This is a genomic window from Herbaspirillum frisingense (assembly GCF_047325095.1).
Lineage (GTDB): Bacteria > Pseudomonadota > Gammaproteobacteria > Burkholderiales > Burkholderiaceae_D > Herbaspirillum > Herbaspirillum frisingense.
On record NZ_CP168558.1, the window covers coordinates 2,368,552 to 2,387,349 of the forward strand.

Consider the following 18,798-nt stretch of genomic DNA (forward strand, 5'->3'; position numbering starts at 1 on the left):
GGCATGGCGGGAAGGAACGGAGGCTACGCCATGCCGCGCTCAAACGTGCAAGCCGGTCAAGCCCTGCTGACCGACTTTCGTAAGTCGGCTCATGTCAGGAAAGACTGTCGCGACAGATCAGGAACCGGAGCCGCCAGCGCCCGCACCGCCGGCACCGCCCGCGCCGGAACCGCCACCCGTGCCGCCATTACCGCCGGGGGAAGTGCCCATGGGACCATCCTTCATCTCGGTGGCATTCGGGTTGTTACCCGAACGGGACTTGGTGCTGCTCTTGTCGGACTTGTTGTGGTTGCGCATGGTCTTGCTCTTGCTGGAGGAACTGCCCGCATCGGAGGCGCCGCTGCTGCCGCTACCCGGGGTGGTCTGCGCGCCGGTGGCACCGGTGGCGCCGGAGCCGGCCGAACCGGAACCCGAGCCGGCAGCGCCGCCCGAGGTCTGCGCCATGGCGCCCGTGCTGAAGGCGGCAACGATCAGGGCAGTGCCGAGGAATTTCAGAGTCGGTTTGGATGACATGCGTATCTCCTTGAGTTTTGGGGGCGTCCCGCTGTCGCGAGCCGTTGAAGCCATACTAGGCTTCGCTCCCGTTTCCCACAGTCGGACGTCACTTCATACGCTTGTCGGTGCTTTCGTACCGGGATGACGGTGACTGTTGTTGAGTTGGTCAGGTCTGCGCTACCTGTACGCAGCTCCTTCTGCCTCTACTGCCGCGCTGTGTCGTGCGGGCAGCGATCAGTTCTTGCGCGGCCCAACATCGTCTTCGGACAGTGCGTCCGGAGGAGAATTTTGCGGCGCATCGCCTCGACCCTGATAGCTTCCCGGCAGCACTGCACCTGGGAGTGCTGAACCACGCACGGACCTTGCTCACTGCGACATCCAAACCGCCTGGCTTGAGTCTCAGGCGGACTATCGCGATTATTGGCATCCCTTGCATAACAGGTACGCCACTTTTATGCAGCGCACAGATCCAGCATGACTTCTCCATAGGCTTCCGCTAGCTCCTTGAGTTGCTATTCGTGCGGCTCTCTTACATGTTGATTTGCTCGCAGATTTGACCCTCTCCATTTGACCCACCTTCCATTGCCTGCTGAAGGCAGCCACCCGGTCATACGACCCCTCGTATCCCAGTTCTCTTAAGTCCAGGAACATCTGTTTCAGGGTCCTTCTTTGCTTCCGAGATTTGACCGCCTCTGCGCTGAGCCAAGCAGAGAGCCTGGCGGTGAATTCATCGAGCGAGCTTGGCGAACGCCTTGCTGGATAAGCGGGTTCGCTGACATCGGATCGGATGTAGCGGCGAACTGTGTTGCGGGAAATGTCGAGCCTGCGAGCGATTTCCCGAATTGAGATGCGGTCTCTGATGTACCAGCGTCGAATAATTCCAAGTAGGGCCACGTCTATCACTCCGTTCTCCCGCTCGCTGTCATGAGCAGGATTGTGGTCTAAACATGGGTCAACTTTGGATGCAAATTTCCTGGGAAAGTGGGTCAGTTTTCAATGCAAATCAACATAGAAACCATCATTTTCCAATGGATCTGTATAGAGATATTGCGAAGATTGAAATTGGACTTGTGCTTTGCAGCTTTGATCTCGGCAGTTCTATTCGCAGTGTCACATGGATGGGAGGGGCGTTGGCCTATCGAAATTTTCGTCGCGGGAGTCGTGCTTGCATATGTATTTATGGTCGAAAAATATAGAGAAAATGGTCGCCCAATTTTTTTGACATTTGCCGTCCACGCTGTGTTTAATTTCATGGTGTTTGTTATTTCAATATGGGGATGAGAAAGTCAGTTATTGACTTTCGGATATGTCGTCACTCCCGTTTCCCACAGTCGGACGTCACTTCATACGCTTGTCGGTGCTTTCGTACCGGGATGACGGTGCATGTTGTTGAGCTGGGTGGCGCCAGCTCACCGTCACGGCAGGGTCTGCCGCAGTTCGCTAGGGCTCAGCCCGTAATGCTGGCGAAAGCGGATCGCAAAGCGCGAGGCGGAATCGTAGCCGCAGGAGGCGGCGATGTCGGCAATCGGCAGGGATGAGGCCTGCAGTTGTTCCAGCGCCTGGCCCAGCTGCACCTTGTCCAGCAGTTCGCGAAAACCGGTCTGCTCGCGTGCCAGGCGGCGCCGCAGGGTCGACACGCTGCAGTGGAAGGCATCGGCCACCCGTTCCAGGCTGCGCTGCTCCGGGGCCAGCATCAGCAGATGCTGTTCGATGCGCTGGCTGATCGCGTCGCCCCGTTCACGCAAGAGACCACCCACCACCCCACGCAGACTGAGCGCCAGCAACAGGCCTTCGGCGGCCTGGCACTGCAGGTCAGCGGCCGCGTCATCGCGGATGCAGTCGAGCAGGTAGCGCCAGGCGCGCAGGATGTCCGCATCCTGCTGCACGCTGACCAAGGCCGTGGCTTCGCTGCTGCGTACGCCCTGGCCGGGATAATGCAGGCGGAAGCGCTCCAGCAGCGATGACGGCAGCGAGACCATGTCGGCCGCATATTCGCCAGCCCGGGGCAGGTTGGCCACGTTCATCTGCATGCCGGGGGCGATCAGCAGCAATACATCCTGACCGCATTGCAGTTGACGGCTGCCCCATTCGACCCGCTTGCGTCCCTGCCGCACGTGGCAGATGCTGGCCAGTCCGATGAAGACCTGGCGCAGCTTCTGCTCCTGGCGGGCGCGGATGCGGGTCAGGGTCGGTGCGGGACCATGCGCGAAGGGCAGGATGGCGAGATCGTTTTGCATGCGGGGATGGGGGGGAAATCAGCGGCGGAGTCAGCGTCCGTAGTGGGCGGTCAGTCGGGCCTGGCCGAGCACCGAGGCATTGAGCATGAAGCCGAGCATAGCACCGCTGGCTTGTGCGTCCAGTGGCAACTTGTCGGTTTTCAAGGCCCAGACCACGAATTGGTAACGGTGCGGCTTGTCGCCTTCCGGCGGGCAGGCGCCGCCGAAGCTGCTGCTGCCGAAGTCGGTGCGGCCCTGGATGGCGCCGGCCGGCAAGCCCTTGCCTTCGGCGGTGATCCCGCCCGGCAGGCTGGTCACCGAGGCAGGGATGTTGAATACCGTCCAGTGCCACCAGCCACTGCCCGTTGGTGCATCGGGATCGTAGACCGTGACGGCAAAGCTCCTGGTGCCGGCTGGCGCGCCCGACCAGGACAATTGCGGCGAACGGTTCAGGCCGCTGCAGCCGAAGCCCTGGAAGACCTGGGCGTTGCTCAGGGTCTGGCCTTCCTGGATGTCCTTGCTGGTCACGCTGAAGTCGGCCGCCTGGGCCGACAGTGCGGAAAGCGTCAGGGCAGCGCTGGTGGCCAGGGTAGCGGCCAGGTGTTTGGGATGGTTCATGCATGTGCTCCACAGGGGTTGAAGAGCGCTCATCGTAGAGGCCACGCCTGCCGCCCATGGTGCAGAAAACGTCAGGCGCGGTGCAGAAGGCGTCATCCTGCCCGCCGCACATCGACTGGCTCCATCGCCGGCCGCCCTGGCCTGATCAAAAGCCTCCGCTGGCTCTATGGCCTTCAGGCCAGGCTCCAGTAGGCTGTGCCGTATTCGCCTGTATCAGGTATCCCATGGAGTTCGCATGTCCTCGCCATCCCATTCGCTCAGCACCGCACCGGCCGTGACGGTGGAAACCCTGCAGGCCTTCTCCGATGCCTGGAACCGCCACGACATCGCTGCCCTCATGAGCTACATGCACCCCGACTGTGAATTCCTCACTGCCGCCGGGCACGATGCCCACGGCACCCGCCATGCTGGCCAGGAGGCGGTCGCCAAGGCCTTTGCCTCGGCCTGGATCGCCGTGCCCGATGCGCAGTGGCGCAATGGTCGCCATTGGGTGTCCGGCGAGCGTGGCGTGTCCGAATGGACCTTTACCGGCACCGCCGCCGATGGCTCGCCCATCGAGGCCGACGGTGTCGATCTGTTCATCTTCCGCGATGGCAAGATCCTGCAGAAGAACGTCTTCCGCAAGAACCGCACGGTCAGGCCGGCCTGATCCGCAGCAAACACCGCGCCGCCCGCTCACTGCTACCAAGGCCACTGCCATGAACAGCCTGTCCCGCGCCGAAGTCGGCGCTGCCTTCACCGATTCCCGCGCTCCTGCCACTCCCTACGATCCGGCCTTCGATCCGCTGGTCTCGCGCTCGCCCGGTCATAACATGCAGTACGCGCCGACCTACTGGGTCGCCAGCGCCGGTGATCCGCCGCCGGACGATGGCCCCATCACGGGTGACACCGATGCCGACGTGGTCATCATCGGCTCCGGCTTCACCGGCCTGGCCACGGCCTTGTTCCTGGCACGCGAGCACGGTATCCGCGCCACCGTGCTGGAAGCCAACCAGGTCGCCTGGGGCTGCACCAGCCGCAATGGCGGCCAGGGGCAGAACGCCAGCGGTCGCCTGTACCGCTCGCAGTGGATTGACCGCTGGGGCTTGCCGACCGCGCTGAAGCTGGACGAGGAAATCCGCAACGGCTTCGAGACCTTCCGTCAGCTCACCGAGGAAATCGATTGCGATCCCCAGCCTGGCGGCCATCTCTACATCGCCCATCGGCCCAAGAAGATGGACTTCCTGCGCAACGAAGCCGAGGTCATGCGCAGCCGCTTCGGTTACGACACCCGCATCCTCACCGGCGAGGAAGTACGGCGTGACTGGTGCGGCGACCAGGAGGCCGCCGGCGCCATGCACGAACCGGTGGGCATCTGCGTGCATCCGCTGAAACTGGCCTTCGGCTACATGAAGATGGCCCGCGCACTGGGCGCCCGCGTGCATCCCTCCAGCCCGGTGACGGGCTGGGAAACGCGCAATGGCGTGCATCACCTGCGTACCCCCGGCGGGGTGGTGCGGGCGCGCGCGGTGGCGGTGGCCACCGGGGCCTACGGCCTGCAGGGCTTGACGCCGCTGCTGAAGAATCGCGTGTTCCCGGTATTGTCCAATTCCATCGTCACGCGCCCGCTCACCGACGAAGAACTGCAGGCCACCAACTTCTTGACCCATCAGGCCATCACCGATACCCGCACGCTGCGCTTCTACTACCGCCTGCTGCCGGACCGCCGGGTGCAGATCGGCAGTCGCAGCGCCATCAGTGGCGCCGCTGCCCATCAGGAGCATCACTACCGCCTGCTGGTCGACGGGCTGGCCCGCAAGTTTCCCGCCCTCAAGGGCATCCGCATCGATCATTCCTGGTGGGGCTGGGTCGATGTCAGCCACGACATGATGCCGCGCGTAGTGCAGCCTGATCCGGCGCAGAGCATCTACTACGCCCTGGGCTATGGCGGCAATGGCGTCTCCTTCTCGGCCCATGCCGGGCGCCGTATGGCCGAGCGCGTGGCCGGCCTGCGTGGGCCGGAAATCGAGCTGCCCATCTACGACAGCGCCTTGCCCTTCCCGCGCCAGGGTGAGTGGACCGCACCCTTCCGCCGCCTGGGGCAGAGCATGCTCTATCGCTGGTACTGGCTGCGTGACGAAATCCTGTAGACAGGGGGAGGGAAGAGACAAGGGCCGTGCGGGGCGTGCGCCCTGCACGGCTGCAAGACGCTGAAGGAGAGTGTCTCCTCAGCGCAGGCGACAGCGCGGCACCAGGGCCGCCAGCGCCGCAATCCCGGGTTCGATGCGTTCGGCCTGGATTGATGAAAACCCCAGCCGCAGTCCATTGACCTTGCCCGGCTCGGCCAGCCAGAAGGCCTCGCCCGATTCCACCAGGATGCCTTGCTCGAAGGCCGCCTGCCGCAGCAGCCGGGTATCGATCTCCGGCGCAAAGCGACCCCACAAGGCAGAGCCACCATCCGGTGGCGTGAAATCCATCATCGGCAGATGCGTGCGCACGGCGTCGATCAGGAGACCCGCCCGGCGCGCCAGTTCATCGCGCATCAGGTGCAGGAAACGGTCGTAATGGCCGTGCGAGATGAACAGCGCCGCCGCCAGCTGGTTGTTGGTGGCCGGATGGCGGATCATCAGCCGCCGCAAGGCGCGCAGCCGCACCACCACCTCCGCCGGTGCCACGATATAGCCGATGCGCAGGCCCGGCGAAAGCGTCTTGGACAGGCTGCCGATGTAGATCACCCGGCGCTCATGGTCGATGGCCTTCAGGGCCGGGGAGGGCTTGCCGACGTACTGCATCTCGGCGTCGTAGTCGTCTTCGATGATCACACCATCATGGGTGCGCGCCCATTCCAGCAAGGCCAGCCGCCGCTCGGTGGAGAGCGTGATACCGGTCGGGCACTGGTGGCTGGGCGTGCAATACAGCATGCTGGCCTGGGCCAGCACCGCCGGATCGGGCAGCACGCCATCGCGGTCCACCTCCAGCCCCACCAGTTGCGCGCCCCGGCGCAGGAAGATGTTGCGGGCATCCATGTAGCCCGGGTCTTCCACCGCCACGGTGGAGCCAGGCGGTGTCAGCAGTTCGCTCACCAGGTACAGGGCCTGTTGCGCCCCCACCGTCAGCAGGACCTCGTCCCGGCGCGCCGCGATCCCGCGTCGGGGCAGCACGCGCTTGATCAACTGGTCCACCAGGGAGGCATTGTCATGGTCGATGGCATCCGGCGCCCAGCCCCGGATCGAGCTCACGTCCAGCGCCTGGCGGCTGCACTCGCGCCAGTCGGCGATGGGGAACAGGCTGGGATCGAACTGGCCGTACAGGAAGGGATAGCGATGGCGCTGCCAGTCTTCCGGCTTGTCCAGCCATTTGATGCCGGCAGGCTCAGCCTGCATGCGCGCCTGCCAGTCCACCCCCTGCGGTGCCTCGCGACGGGGATGGTCGGGCGCGGTCTGCGCCGGCCGGTGGTGGTGCAGGTAGCGCTCGCTGACGTAATAGCCGTTGCGCGGACGGTTTTCCAGGTAACCGTCCTCGGCCAGCTTTTCATAGACCAGCACCACGGTATTGCGTGAAATGGCCAGCATGTCGGCCAGCTCGCGGCTGGAGGGCAGGCGCATGCCGGGCGCCAGTCGCCCGTCCAGCACGGCATCGACGAAGCACACCCGCAGCTGGCTCTGCAGGGTACTGCCCTGGCGCTCCGGCTCGGGAAAGATCTGTCGCCACATCACCTGATGGGCCTGGTGGTCACGCACGCCTTTGCTCCGCTGTCCCAAAGCCTGCGTTGTCGCAGGAAGCGTGCCAGCAGCCGGCTGTGCGGGTTTCACATCTTGCCCTTCCACGGAATCAGCTTTTCTTCCATCTTGCGCATGAGCAGGTCGATCAGGTAGGCCAGCACGCCGATGACGATGATGCCCATGATCACGATGTCGGTACGCAGGAAGTTGGAGGCATTGAGCACCATCTGCCCGATGCCGGCGGTGGCCGCCACCATCTCGGCCGCCACCAGGGTGGTCCAGCCGAAGCCCACGGCGATGCGCATGCCGGTCAGGATTTCCGGCAGTGCCGCCGGAAACACCACCATGCGGATCACCTGCCAGTTGCTCGCACCCAGCGAGCGCGCCGCATTGATCTGTTCGATCGCCACCGAGCGCACGCCGGCCTTGGAAGCCATCGCCAGCGGGGCGAAGCAGGCCAGATAGATCAACGTGACCTTGGCGCTTTCATCGATGCCCAGCCAGATCACGATCAGCGGCAGGTAGGCCAGCGGCGGCAGCGGCCGATAGAACTCGATGATCGGGTCGGCGATGCCGCGCACCAGGCGCGAGGTGCCCATGGCCAGGCCCACCGGCACGGCCGTGACGACTGCCAGCAGGAAGGCCGCCATCACCCGGCTCAGGCTGATGAGCACGTGTTGCGCCAACGGCGTGTCGCCCTGGGTCTGGCCGTGCAGGGCGCCAATCAGCGCATCCAGGGTGGCCTGCGGGGTGGGCAGGAACAACGGCTTGATCCAGTGCAGGCCGGTGGCGATCCACCACAGCAGCAGCAAGGCCACCAGGGTGATGGTGCTGATCAGCCAGGTGCTGCCCTGGCCCGGGGCGCCATAGTTGCGCGGGCGCCGGCGACGGCGCGGGGCAGTGGCCTGGGCGGATGCGGTGGCCGCAGGGCGGGTAGTGGGGGGCATGGTGGTCTCCTGCGCCGGCTTGGTGACGGCGGTGGCGGTGGTGCTGTTCATCAGTGCATCCCGGTCGACGAGGTTTGGTGGACCAGCGCCAGCACGCGTTCGCGGGCGGCGATGAATTCAGGATCGGCCTTGGTGCCGCGGGCATCGCGGGTGGCCAGGTAGCGGCGGGCAAAGGGCATGCTCAGGTCATGCACCACGCGGCCCGGGCTGGGCGCCATCACGATCAGCCGGGTGGCCAGGAACAGGGCTTCCTCCACATCGTGGGTGATGAAGAAGAACACCCCCTGAGATTCGTTCCAGAGGTCCAGCAGCAGTTCCTGGATGGCTTCGCGGGTGAAGGCGTCGAGCGCGCCCAGCGGTTCGTCCAGCAACATCACCGAGGGCGAGGAGGCGATGGCGCGCGCCACCCCCACGCGCTGCTGCATGCCGCCCGACAGTTCATAGACCTGCTTGTGGGCCGAGGACAGCAGACCCACCTTGTTGAGACATTCGAGGGCGATGCGGCGCCGCTCGTGCAGCGGCATCTTGCGCAGCTTGAGGCCGAATTCGACGTTTTCCACCACATTCATCCAGGGCATCAGCGCGTGCTTCTGGAACACCACGCCCCGGTCCGAACCGGGACCGTCCACCGCCTCGCCGGCCAGCCGGATTTCGCCCCGCGTGGGCGGGATGAAGCCGGCAATGGTGTTGAGCAGGGTGGTCTTGCCGCAGCCGGAGGCCCCCAGCGCCACCACGAACTCGCCAGCCGGGATGGACAGCGAGACCTGGTCCAGCGCCAGGCTGGGCGGCCCCTTGCGGGCCGGGTATTCGATCGAGACCTGGTCGATTTCAAGCATGCTCGCGCTCCAAGGATGAATGGGTGAAAAAGGGAAGGGACGACGACCTTACTTGCCGGCCGCGATGGCCTTGACGTACTGGTCGGTCACGCCCACCGAGTAATCCGGCAGGATGGCCTGCAGGGTCTTCTGTTCCTTCAGGAACTCGGCCGTGGCCTGCAGCGACTTGACGGCACCGGCCTCCTTGCCGCCCGAGAGCCACTTGGTGGAAGCCTGTTCGGCCGGCGTCGGGAACTGGTAGAGCTTCAGTGCTGCCGCCACCTCGCCCGGCTCGCCACCGGAGATGGCCGCCACCGCCTTGCCCTGCGCGGTGTCGCCGGTCCATTGACCCGGGTTGGCGCGATACATGGCGTCATACTTGGCCAGCATGCGGGTGAAGCTGAGCATGAACTTCTCATGCTCCTTGGCCCAGTCGCGGTTGACCACGAAGCCGTCGAAGGTGGCGATGCCGGTCTGGGCGGCGATCTTGCCGGAGCTGGTCACCACCGTGCCACTGGCGCTGATCTTGGCCAGCACCGGGTTCCAGACGAAGGCGGCATCGATGTCGCCGCGCTCCCAGGCCGCGGCGATCTCGGGCGGGCGCATGTTGAGCACCTTCACATCGGCCGCCGACAGGCCGGCCTGCTTGATCGCCATGAGCGCATGGAAGTGGCTGGTGGAGACGAAGGGCACACCCAGGCGCTTGCCCTTGAGCTGCGTCACCGAGCTGATGCCGGACCCGTTGCGGGCCACCATGGCCTCCGCGTCGTTGATGTTGTCCAGGATCCAGAACAGCTGGATCGGCAGGCCCTGCGACAGCCCGGCCGCCACCGGGCTGGAACCGGCTTCACCGATCTGCACGTTGCCCGAGGCCATGGCGCGGATGACGTCGCCGCCACCGCCGAACTTGCGGTAGTTGACCTTGTAGCCGGTTTCCTTGGCGGCTTCGTCAAGCTGCTGGGCGTAGCGCCAGGGGACCATCATGTCCTGGTAGGCGATGGTGACTTCCTTGTCGGCGGCCAGGGCCAGGGAACTGACGCTGACGGCGGAGAGCAGGCAGACGCCGGCCAGCAGGCCGGTCAGGGTAGGACGCAGTGCGAATGCTTTCATGGAGAACCCCTCGTTATCGTGATGTGGCGATGTGAGCAAGGAACGCGGCCCGTGGCTGGCACGCGGTTGCCCGTTTCGGTGTTGGCAACACGCCTACTCTGACGCAGAAACTGCGCCAGCCGATGGAGCCACAGCGGCCTTTCGATTGGACCAGCGCAGCCATGCCTGGTCCGCCGCGTTCTGGCAATGCCGATATCGCTGCGCTCCGCGCCTCCGCCGGCTTCCCGGCGTGGATGCTGTACAGCGGGCAGGGCGCGGCACTGCTTTCGTGCTGTCTTCGTACCATTGTTGTGCGCCTTGCCCACCTGCGGTGCTGTCGTGGCTGGCTCCATGGAAAGGTCTCGCTGGTCTTATGGTCCAGCCGGTGCCGATGCAATGATTGCGCCATGTCCCGACTTATCCCTTCTTCTTGCCGCGTGTGCCATCCCGAGGTGGCCGCATGAGCGCCTCCCTGTCGCTGGTCGCCGGCCTCATGGCGGTCAGCCTGCTGGCCGGTCTCACCAAGGGCGTGACCGGCTTTGGCGGGGCGCTGGTCACGGCGCCGCTGTTCGGCCTGGCGCTGCCGTCCTCAGAGGCGGCGGCCCTGATCGTGCTGGTCAACTGCGCGGCGTCGCTGCAGGGCTGGCGCGGCTGGGTCCGGCAGGCTCACTGGCCGACGGTGTTGCCACTGGCGGCCATCGCACTGGCCTGCACTGCGGTGGGGGTGCGCCTGATCGCCAGCGGCAGCCTGCCCGACATGCATCGCCTGATCGGCCTGTGCGTGCTGGCGGTGACCGCCCTGCACGTGCTGGGCTGGCGCTGGCGCCATGGGGGCGGCGCCACGCCGACGCTGGCGGCCGGTGCGGTATCGGGACTGATGACAGCGCTGTGCGGGATCGGCGGGGTGGCGGCGGTGTACTACTTCAATGGCATCCGGCGCGCTGAGGCAGGAGCGATACCGCAAGCGGCCGATCACGGGCAGGCACATGAGCAGGCCGCACACCTGCGCGCCAACCTGCTGGCTTACTTCATGGTGCTGTTCTTCGGCGCGGCCATGATCCTGGCCTGGGACGGGCAGGTGGGTCTGCCGCAACTGGCGCTGACGGCCTGGCTGGTGCCGGCCTTCGCGGCCGGTGTGCTGGTGGGGGAACGGCTCTATGGCCTGCTGTCACCGTCATGGTTCCAGCGCATCGTGTCGGCGCTGCTGTTCTGTGCGGGGCTGGTGGCGCTGGCGGGATGAGCGGGATGCTGCGCTGATAGCAAGCAGCAGGCAGCAGGCAGCAGGTACAGCAGACGGGCTTGCATCAAATGGCCCGCCTGATGGCACAATCACGGCTTGCCCCTGATGTCGCCCTTTCCTGATCGCGCAGGCCACGTCCCTGCCCAAGAGCCCGCCATGAACCTGACTTCGCTCGCACTCCTTCTCGTCTTCCAGTGCCTGGGAGAAGGCGTCGCCCAGCTGCTGGGCCTGCCTATCCCCGGCCCGGTGATCGGCATGCTGCTGTTGCTGCTGGCCTTCCTGTCATCACCGCGCCTGGCTGAGCTGATGGAGCCCACTTCCTGGGGCATCCTGCAGCACCTGTCATTGCTGTTCGTGCCGGCCGGGGTGGGCGTGATCGCCGCCGCCGGCCAGCTCAAGGCCGACCTGCCGGCCATCGTGGTGGCGCTGGTGGCCAGCACGGTACTGGCCATCGCCGTGGGTGCGCTGGTGACGCAGGCGGCCATGAAGTGGCTTGGCAAGTCCGGTCCGCCTGCCCCGTCAGATCAGCCGACAACGCCCGACGCCGGCCAGGAGTCGCACTGATGCACGGCCTGGCACGTCTGACCGACATTTGGGTCTATCTCGCCGCCTCGCCGCTGCTGGGGCTGACCACCACGCTGGTGGCCTATCTGGTGGCGCTATGGGTGTATCGCCGGCTTGGTTTCAATCCGCTGGCCAATCCGGTGCTGATCGCCATTGCCATCGTGGTGAGCATCCTGACCGTGACCGGCACCCCCTACAAGACCTACTTCGAAGGCGCGCAGTTCGTGCACTTCATGCTCGGCCCGGCCACGGTGGCGCTGGCCATGCCGCTGTACAAGCAATGGAACAAGCTGCGTCACGCCGCCGTGCCGCTGCTGCTGGGCCTGGCGGCGGGGTCCATCACGGCGGTGGTGTCGGCGGTGGGCATTGCCTATGCCATGGGCGCTTCGCCGCAGATCATGGCATCGCTGGCGCCCAAGTCAGCCACCACGCCGATAGCCATGGCGATTTCGGAACGCTTCGGCGGCCTGCCTTCGCTGACCGCCGTGCTGGTGATCTGCACCGGCATCCTGGGGGCGGTGCTGGCGCGCTATGTGCTGAACTTCCTGCGCATCGACAGCCATCCGGTACGCGGCTTCGCGCTGGGCGTGGCCTCGCACGGCATCGGTACGGCGCGGGCGCTGCAGGTGAGCGCCGAGATGGGCGCTTTCGCTGGCCTGGGCATGGGGCTCAATGGAGTCTTCACGGCGATCGTGGTGCCGCTGGCGATGCCGGTGTTCCTGCGCTGGATCGGCGCCTGAGGCCGGCGCCGATTGCCTTGCCGGCTTACTTTGCTGGCTTATTTTGCCGGCTTACCTGGCCGGCTTGGGGCACCAGGGTGGTACCTTGAACTGTTCCACCAGGAAGTCGCGCATGCGCTGGACCTTGGGTGGCAGGTGGGTGCGGGTCGGGTAGAGTGTATGCACCACCAGTTGCTCACCGGTGCTCCAGCCCTCGAACAGTTCCACCAGTTGCCCCGAGGCGATGGCGGCATTGACGATGAAGTCCGGCTGGATCGCGATGCCCTGGCCGGCGATGGCCATCTCGCGGCAGGTCACGCCATTGTTGACATAGACGGTGGAACGCACGCGCACATGGCAGGTGTCGCCATGCACATGCTTGAAGCTCCATTCGTCGCCATTGGCGCGGTAGCTGTAGGAAATGAAGGGGTATTCGCGCAGCTCGGCCGGGGTCTCCGGCGTGCCGTGGCGGCGCAGGAATTCCGGCGAGGCGCAGGCAATCATGCGCACCGGCGCCAGTGGGCGCGCCACCATGCGGCTGTCACCCAGGGTGCTGATGCGGATGACCATGTCGAAACCTTCTTCGATCAGGTCGATGGTGCGGTCCGAGAGGGTGATGTTGAGTGTGATCAGCGGATTGTCTTCGGCGAATCGGCCCCATAGCGGCGCCAGCTGCTCCACCCCGAAATCCTGGGGCGCGCCGATGCGCAGGCGGCCGCAGGCCTGGTCGGAATTGAGCCCGACCTCGCTTTCCACGTCCTGTATCGATTCCAGCAATTCCTTGCAGCGGGCGAAATAGACGCGCCCTTCATCGGTCAGCGACAGCCGCCGCGTGGTGCGGTGGAGCAGGCGGATGCCCAGGAACTGCTCCAGCTCCGACACCTGGCGCGAGACGGCCGGCTTGGACAGGCCGGTGACATCCACGGCGCTAACGAAGCTGCCGCTCTCGACCACGGCGACGAAGGTTTCCATGGCTTGCAACTTGTCCAAGCTGTCTCCGATCTGCAAGAAAAATACCGTCCAGCGTGCCACAGGCGCGCGGGCATGAACATGCTACGTTTGGATAATGGTCAGCATGGCCCCAACCATGCTCGGCACCTGGCGCTGGTGCGCTAGCGCACCCCGGCGGCCCAGCCCACCACCTCGGCCGCCAGCCGCTCGCTGGCCGCGCCGAAGGCGGTGACCACTTCCGGCACCTTGCTGCCAGCCACCGGTTGCACCACGGCAAAGCGGCGCGCCGCCAGTTGCTGGCGTGTGGTGGTATCGACCAGGCGGGCGTCATAGACGATCACCACCTGCGGTACACCGTTGCGATATTCGGTCTGGAAGGCAGCCAGCACGCCATTGAGCTCGACCTCGGCCGCGATATTGGCATTGTCGCCGGACAATCGCGGGAAGCGGCCATCGGCCTGGAAGGCCTCCAGCAGGCGGTCACGCAGCAGTTGCGGGGCCGGATCGCTCCAGCGTACGCCGGCATAGGACTTGATCATGTCGCCCTCGGGCAGCACCAGGATGCGTTCGCTGTCGACGCTGCGATTGGCGCTGGGCGTGACGATGCGCAGCGCCCGGTAGGGGCTGGCGCTGTTGCCTGTGCTGGCAGGCGTAGCCAAGGTCGGGGCCGGCAGGCGGTACACCGCCAGCGGGTCGGCCTTGGGCAGGATGGAGCAGGCCGTCAATGCCAGGCTGCCGGCCACGAGGGCGGTGCGCAGGAGCAGGGTCTTCATGGTTGGAATTCCTGGAGATTGTCTTGGCCCAGCAGATAGGCGCCGGGATTGTTTTCCAGCTTGCGGCTGATGGCCCGGACCGAGGCCAGTGTGCCGCGCAGTTCGGTGATGGCCGGGCCGATCTCGGCCACGCCCTGGGCGCCGTTGTTGAGCGCCGCCTGGTTCTGCTGGATCAGGGTTTCGATCTGCTGGCTGCTGGCGGCCAGCGAACTCATGGCCTTCTGCAGGTTGCCCATGGCGTCGTTACCCCGGGTGGACAGCAACTGGTTGGCCGACTGCATGGCGATATTGGCCTGGCGCGCCGCCTCGGCCAGGTCCTGCATGGCCCGGCCGACGTTGCCGCGCTGCGCGGCCAGGCTGCCGGTCAGCTGTTCCAGGTGGGCCAGGGTCTGGTTCAGGCGCTGCGCGTTTTCCGGTGCCAGGAACTGCTTGGCATTGATCAGCACTTCATTGACGTTGGAGAGCAGGTCTTCGCCATTGGCCAGCAGCGAGGTCAGCGGCGAAGGGGAGGCGATGATGACCGGATCGTTGCCGTCCCTGGACTCCAGGCGCGGGCTTTGCGGCGAGCCGTTGGTCAGCTGGATCAGGGCGGTACCGGTGATGCCGGCCAGGGCCAGCTTGGCACCGGTGTCTTCCTTGATCGGTGCCTTGCCGGTCACGCGGATGCGCGCGCGCACCTTGCGCGGATCGGCCGGGTCCAGGCTCAGGCCGACCACATCGCCCACCTTGATGCCGCTGTACTGCACCGGGCTGCCCCGGGACAGACCGCTGACGGCTTCGTTGAAGATCACCGTGTAGTAATCCACGTCGCGGTCCTGGCCGACCTTGGTCAGCCACAGGCAGAACAGCAGCGCCGCCAGCGCGACCAGGATGGTGAAGAGTCCGATGAGGACGTGATGTGCGCGGGTTTCCATCAAGCGGGTCCTTGCTGGGTTGCGGTGGCGGCCGATCGCAGCGCAGCCACACTGGCGGCCCGTCCACGCGGGCCCTGGAAATATTGGCGTATCCACGGATCGTCGAAGGCTGCCACCGCTTCGATGCGGTCGGCCACCAGCACCCGTCGCGCCGACAGCACGGCCACCCGGTCGCAGATGGCATAGAGGGTGTCGAGATCGTGGGTGACCAGGAACACCGTCAGCCCAAGCGCGTCGCGCAGGGTCAGGATCAGGCGGTCGAAGGCGGCGGCGCTGATCGGGTCCAGGCCGGCGGTGGGTTCGTCCAGGAACAGGATGTCCGGGTCCAGCGCCAGGGCCCGCGCCAGCGCGGCGCGCTTGATCATGCCGCCCGAGAGCTCGGCCGGGAACTTGTCGCCGGCGGCAATGGGCAGGCCGGCCAGGGCCAGCTTCATGGCCGAGACGCCCCGCGCCTGGTCGGCATCCAGGCCACCGTATTCGGTCAGGGGCAGGGCGATGTTTTCCAGCACCGTCAGCGAGGAGAACAGCGCACCCTGCTGGAACAGCACGCCAAAGCGGCGCTCGTAGCGCGAGCGCGCCTGGGTGGAGAGCGCCGAGAGGTCCTGTCCGAACACCTTCACCTGCCCGGCGGCCGGACGTTGCAGCCCGACGATGCTGCGCAGGAGCACCGACTTGCCGGTGCCCGAGCCGCCCACCACGCCGAGGATTTCGCCGCGCCGCACCTGCAGGTCCAGCTGCTCGTGCACCACCTGGGTACCGAACTGGTTGCGCAGGCCGCGCACGTCGATGATGTCTTCGGTGCCAGTGTGAGCGGGGGCGTGGGGTGCGTTCACCATCCCATCTCCATGAAGAACAGGGCCGCCAGCGCATCCAGCAGGATCACCACGAAGATCGACTGCACCACGCTGGAGGTGGTGTGCTGCCCCACCGACTGTGCACTGCCGCTGACCTTGAAACCTTCATTGCAGCCGATGATGGCAATGACGAAGGCAAACAGCGGCGCCTTGACCATGCCCAGCACGAAATGGCGGATGCCCACGTCCTGCTGCAGCAGCGACAGGAACATGGTGGGGCTGATGTCCAGCGACAGGGCGCACACCATGGCGCCACCGAGCAGGCCGGACATCATGGCGATGAAGGTCAGGATGGGCATCGATACCAGCAGCGCGATGATGCGCGGCAGGACCAGCAGGTTGACCGGGTCCATCCCGAGGGCGCGGATGGCGTCGATTTCCTCGTTGGCCTTCATGGAACCGATCTGCGCGGTAAAGGAGCTGGCGGTGCGCCCGGCCATCAGGATGGCCGTCAACAGCACCGCGAATTCGCGCAGGAAGGAAAACGCCACCAGGTCCACGGTGTAGATGCTGGCGCCGAAATCAGCCAGCACCGTGGCGCCCAGGAAGGCCACCACCGCGCCCACCATGAAGGTCAGCAGCGAAACGATGGGCACCGCATCCAGCCCGGTCTGTTCGACCTGTGCCACCACGGCGGTGAAGCGCCAGCGCGAGGGACGCCAGAAGGACGCCACCAGCGTCTGCAGAGATAAACCGGCAAAGCCCAGCAGGCCGCGCGCGCAGGCACGCAGGCTGAGGGTGGCGATGCCGGCACGCTCCAGCACATCGGTGATCCAGGCCTGGGGCGGCGGCGCCGGTTTGGGAATGGCGATTGCCTTGGCGTCGGCCACGGCGGCCAGCAGGCCGCGCCAGGCCGGCGCCAGGTCGCTGTCGTCACCGGTCTGGCGCAGTGCCGCCGGCACGCCCAGCAGATCCACCAGCATCTTGGCGCCCACGGTATCGAAGGCGGTCAGTGCCGAAAACGTCAGCACCAGATCGTCCCCCATGGCCGGCCGTTCCTGCGCGATCCGGCGCGACAGCGCGGGATAGTTGTGCAGCGTCCAGTCGCCCTCCACATGCAGCACGGGCGGGCTGGTCGGTTCCAGGCGGAAGGTGGCAGCGGTATTCAAGTCGGACGCGGGTGGGTGTATGGATGGGGATGCGGCAGTTTACCTACATTTAGCGCGTGCGTGCCAAATCGCTCATGGCACGGCGCCAAGTATTGCATGAGCCCGGTGCTTTGCGCCAGCGTGCCGGCAGGACTATCCCAAGAGGTAATTGTCCCGTGCCGGCGGCGCTTCTACCATGCGCACTTCCTGCCAGGGCGATGCAATGCGCGCCTGTCCATCCATGGAAAGCGTCGCGGTCATCCTGACGTTTTCTGCACCATGCGGCCTGTGCCGCCTTCTCCTCATGAAAAAAATCGTCCTCACTTTCACCGCCTGCGCCCTGGCCCAGACCAGTCTCGCGGCTCACGCAGAAGCCTCCAGCGTCACCGTCTACGGTGTCATCGACATGAGCATGGTCTATACCAGCAAGGTCGGCCCGGGCAACAACAGCCGCGTCAGTCTCGATTCGGGCGATGCCATGGCCTCGCGCATCGGCTTTCGCGGCAAGGAAGACCTGGGCGGCGGCCTGTCGGCCATCTTCCAGCTGGAAACCGGCTTCAGCGCCGACGACGGCGCCATGGCCACGCCCGGCAGCCTGTTCGACCGCAAGTCGGTGGTCGGCCTCGCCGGTCGCTACGGCACCCTGACCGTGGGTCGCCAGACCGACTACCTGGAAGAGATCGGCCAGCAATACAGCTCCTTCCAGATCTTTGGCGGGGGCGGCGTGCGGGCTGGCCACTTCAACAGTCTCGACCGCCTGACCGGCGCCCGTACCAGCAACTCGGTGCGCTTCGACAGTGCCGAGTTCGGTGGCTTCAGCGGCAGCCTTTTCTATGGCTTTGGTGAAGTCGCCGGCAAGACTTCGGCCGGGCAGGCCTTCGGGGTCGGCGCCAACTACCGCAACGGCAATGCCGGCATCGGCGCGGCCTATTACCAGAGCCGCCTGGCGGCCGACGCCATACCGGCCAGTGCCGGTGATACCGATCTCAAGACCTTCACCCTGGGCGCCAGCTACCAGGCCGGCCCGGCCAAGCTGTTCGCGGCCTGGTCACAGGTGCGTCGCCCGACCCAGCAGGCCCTGGGCAGTACCGGCCTGGTGGCCATCACCAGCGCCACCCGTGCCAATGTATTCGACGTCGGCGTGAACTATGCGCTCAACGCCAAACTGCACCTGCTGGCCAGCGTCATCCACGACCGCGCCGACCTGGCACGTGCGGGGGCTGGTGCCACCCGTGGGCACACCACCCAGCTCAACCTGGGCGTGGATTACTTCCTCTCCAAGCGCACCGATGTGTACGCGATGGCCAGCCGCCAGTCAGCCAGCGACGTGATCAACCCCGGCGTGATCAGCGCCGCCTATTCCTCGGCCCCGTCCGACGACAGCAGCCAGAACGTGCTCCGCATCGGACTGCGGCACAAGTTCTGAGCCATCGAAACCAACGGATGGCAGCCATCAGCGCTGTCATCACCCCCTCACCTGAGCACTTCGCTCAAGACGGCCCCTGTGAATCCGGGGCCGTTTTTCATTTCTCCGCCTGATCTCCGCCTTATTTCCGCCTGATTTCCGCATCGTCTTCGCCTGACGACGCTCGGGCCGTCCTTCGCGCCGCCAACAATGGCATCAGAAGTGACAAGAAATTCACCTTGCCCATCGCGCCGTTTCTGCGCAAACCGTCTTTTCAATTGCTGAAGATGTGAAGTTGTTTGCTGGTTCCGATGGTGCGCAAACATTCACTTGTAAAGCCATGAAGAGATGGCGAAGTTGTCCGTGCTCCAGGTTAGTCAAGGCGCCAAAAAACCATGGTGTGAATGAT

At 65.5% G+C, this 18,798-nt stretch carries 19 protein-coding genes and 1 pseudogene; 7 read left to right on the forward strand and 13 right to left on the reverse strand.

Features of this window, described 5'->3' with window-relative positions; genetic code table 11:
* Positions 1 to 117: 117 nt before the first annotated feature.
* Together ACEOAC_RS11010 and ACEOAC_RS11015 are read right to left on the reverse strand one after the other, a co-directional pair.
* Positions 118 to 513 carry a hypothetical protein gene (locus ACEOAC_RS11010; protein ID WP_413628838.1) on the reverse strand — a complete coding sequence of 132 codons (396 nt, stop codon included), beginning with the start codon at positions 511 to 513 and terminating at the stop codon, positions 118 to 120.
* Between the two features lie 558 nt (positions 514 to 1,071).
* Positions 1,072 to 1,398: pseudogene (locus ACEOAC_RS11015) on the reverse strand (winged helix-turn-helix transcriptional regulator); the annotation flags it as partial.
* Positions 1,399 to 1,491: 93 nt separating this feature from the next.
* On the opposite strand from ACEOAC_RS11015, the gene ACEOAC_RS11020 reads away from it, so the two are divergent.
* On the forward strand, positions 1,492 to 1,776 hold the full coding sequence (locus tag ACEOAC_RS11020; RefSeq protein ID WP_413445580.1) for a type II CAAX prenyl endopeptidase Rce1 family protein: 285 nt from the start codon (positions 1,492 to 1,494) through the stop codon (positions 1,774 to 1,776).
* A gap of 134 nt (positions 1,777 to 1,910) precedes the next feature.
* Here the strand turns inward: ACEOAC_RS11020 and ACEOAC_RS11025 are convergent, their stop codons facing one another.
* Positions 1,911 to 2,732: a helix-turn-helix transcriptional regulator gene (locus ACEOAC_RS11025; protein ID WP_006462980.1), complete on the reverse strand. Its 822-nt coding sequence runs from the start codon at positions 2,730 to 2,732 to the stop codon at positions 1,911 to 1,913.
* A 30-nt stretch (positions 2,733 to 2,762) separates the two neighbouring features.
* Entirely contained in the window at positions 2,763 to 3,329 is a 567-nt protein-coding gene (locus tag ACEOAC_RS11030) for a kinase inhibitor (protein WP_413445579.1), read from the reverse strand.
* A gap of 235 nt (positions 3,330 to 3,564) precedes the next feature.
* On the opposite strand from ACEOAC_RS11030, the gene ACEOAC_RS11035 reads away from it, so the two are divergent.
* Both ACEOAC_RS11035 and ACEOAC_RS11040 read left to right on the forward strand, forming a co-directional pair.
* A complete protein-coding gene (locus ACEOAC_RS11035; protein ID WP_077235206.1) occupies positions 3,565 to 3,978 on the forward strand; it encodes a nuclear transport factor 2 family protein in 414 nt (137 codons plus the stop codon).
* 49 nt (positions 3,979 to 4,027) lie between these two features.
* On the forward strand, positions 4,028 to 5,458 hold the full coding sequence (locus ACEOAC_RS11040) for an NAD(P)/FAD-dependent oxidoreductase (protein ID WP_413628839.1): 1,431 nt from the start codon (positions 4,028 to 4,030) through the stop codon (positions 5,456 to 5,458).
* Positions 5,459 to 5,536: 78 nt separating this feature from the next.
* On the opposite strand, the gene ACEOAC_RS11045 is transcribed toward ACEOAC_RS11040, so the two are convergent.
* From ACEOAC_RS11045 to tauA, 4 genes are all read right to left on the reverse strand, one after another.
* Positions 5,537 to 7,048 (reverse strand): PLP-dependent aminotransferase family protein, encoded by a 1,512-nt coding sequence (locus ACEOAC_RS11045; RefSeq protein WP_006462984.1) that lies wholly within the window; start codon positions 7,046 to 7,048, stop codon positions 5,537 to 5,539.
* Between the two features lie 68 nt (positions 7,049 to 7,116).
* Positions 7,117 to 8,028, reverse strand: coding sequence for an ABC transporter permease subunit (locus tag ACEOAC_RS11050; RefSeq protein WP_006462985.1), 912 nt, complete (start codon positions 8,026 to 8,028; stop codon positions 7,117 to 7,119).
* Entirely contained in the window at positions 8,028 to 8,813 is a 786-nt protein-coding gene (locus ACEOAC_RS11055; protein WP_006462986.1) for a taurine ABC transporter ATP-binding protein, read from the reverse strand. The genes ACEOAC_RS11050 and ACEOAC_RS11055 overlap by 1 nt, the downstream gene beginning before the upstream one ends.
* A gap of 48 nt (positions 8,814 to 8,861) precedes the next feature.
* Positions 8,862 to 9,902: a taurine ABC transporter substrate-binding protein gene (gene tauA / locus ACEOAC_RS11060; protein WP_413445714.1), complete on the reverse strand. Its 1,041-nt coding sequence runs from the start codon at positions 9,900 to 9,902 to the stop codon at positions 8,862 to 8,864.
* Positions 9,903 to 10,341: 439 nt separating this feature from the next.
* On the opposite strand from tauA, the gene ACEOAC_RS11065 reads away from it, so the two are divergent.
* The 3 genes from ACEOAC_RS11065 to ACEOAC_RS11075 all read left to right on the forward strand — a co-directional run bounded on the left by ACEOAC_RS11065 (position 10,342) and on the right by ACEOAC_RS11075 (position 12,425).
* Complete coding sequence (locus ACEOAC_RS11065; RefSeq protein ID WP_413628840.1) at positions 10,342 to 11,121, forward strand: TSUP family transporter; 780 nt, start codon at positions 10,342 to 10,344, stop codon at positions 11,119 to 11,121.
* Between the two features lie 156 nt (positions 11,122 to 11,277).
* Positions 11,278 to 11,685, forward strand: a complete 408-nt coding sequence (locus tag ACEOAC_RS11070) for a CidA/LrgA family protein (protein WP_006462989.1) — start codon at positions 11,278 to 11,280, stop codon at positions 11,683 to 11,685.
* Entirely contained in the window at positions 11,685 to 12,425 is a 741-nt protein-coding gene (locus ACEOAC_RS11075; RefSeq protein WP_006462990.1) for an LrgB family protein, read from the forward strand. Before ACEOAC_RS11070 ends, ACEOAC_RS11075 begins: the two co-directional genes overlap by 1 nt.
* 51 nt (positions 12,426 to 12,476) lie before the next feature.
* Here the strand turns inward: ACEOAC_RS11075 and ACEOAC_RS11080 are convergent, their stop codons facing one another.
* From ACEOAC_RS11080 to ACEOAC_RS11100, 5 genes are all read right to left on the reverse strand, one after another.
* Positions 12,477 to 13,394, reverse strand: a complete 918-nt coding sequence (locus ACEOAC_RS11080; RefSeq protein WP_077235210.1) for a LysR family transcriptional regulator — start codon at positions 13,392 to 13,394, stop codon at positions 12,477 to 12,479.
* A gap of 122 nt (positions 13,395 to 13,516) precedes the next feature.
* The gene (locus ACEOAC_RS11085) at positions 13,517 to 14,128 is read right to left on the reverse strand and encodes an ABC-type transport auxiliary lipoprotein family protein (RefSeq protein ID WP_413628841.1); all 612 of its coding nucleotides are present in this window, start codon (positions 14,126 to 14,128) and stop codon (positions 13,517 to 13,519) included.
* Positions 14,125 to 15,042 carry an MlaD family protein gene (locus ACEOAC_RS11090; protein ID WP_413445826.1) on the reverse strand — a complete coding sequence of 306 codons (918 nt, stop codon included), beginning with the start codon at positions 15,040 to 15,042 and terminating at the stop codon, positions 14,125 to 14,127. Before ACEOAC_RS11090 ends, ACEOAC_RS11085 begins: the two co-directional genes overlap by 4 nt.
* The gene (locus ACEOAC_RS11095; protein ID WP_413628842.1) at positions 15,042 to 15,878 is read right to left on the reverse strand and encodes an ABC transporter ATP-binding protein; all 837 of its coding nucleotides are present in this window, start codon (positions 15,876 to 15,878) and stop codon (positions 15,042 to 15,044) included. Before ACEOAC_RS11095 ends, ACEOAC_RS11090 begins: the two co-directional genes overlap by 1 nt.
* A complete protein-coding gene (locus ACEOAC_RS11100; protein ID WP_413628843.1) occupies positions 15,872 to 17,005 on the reverse strand; it encodes an MlaE family ABC transporter permease in 1,134 nt (377 codons plus the stop codon). The genes ACEOAC_RS11095 and ACEOAC_RS11100 overlap by 7 nt, the downstream gene beginning before the upstream one ends.
* A gap of 283 nt (positions 17,006 to 17,288) precedes the next feature.
* Between ACEOAC_RS11100 and ACEOAC_RS11105 the strand changes: the two genes are divergently transcribed.
* Positions 17,289 to 18,410, forward strand: a complete 1,122-nt coding sequence (locus ACEOAC_RS11105; protein ID WP_413445509.1) for a porin — start codon at positions 17,289 to 17,291, stop codon at positions 18,408 to 18,410.
* Positions 18,411 to 18,798 lie beyond the last annotated feature (388 nt).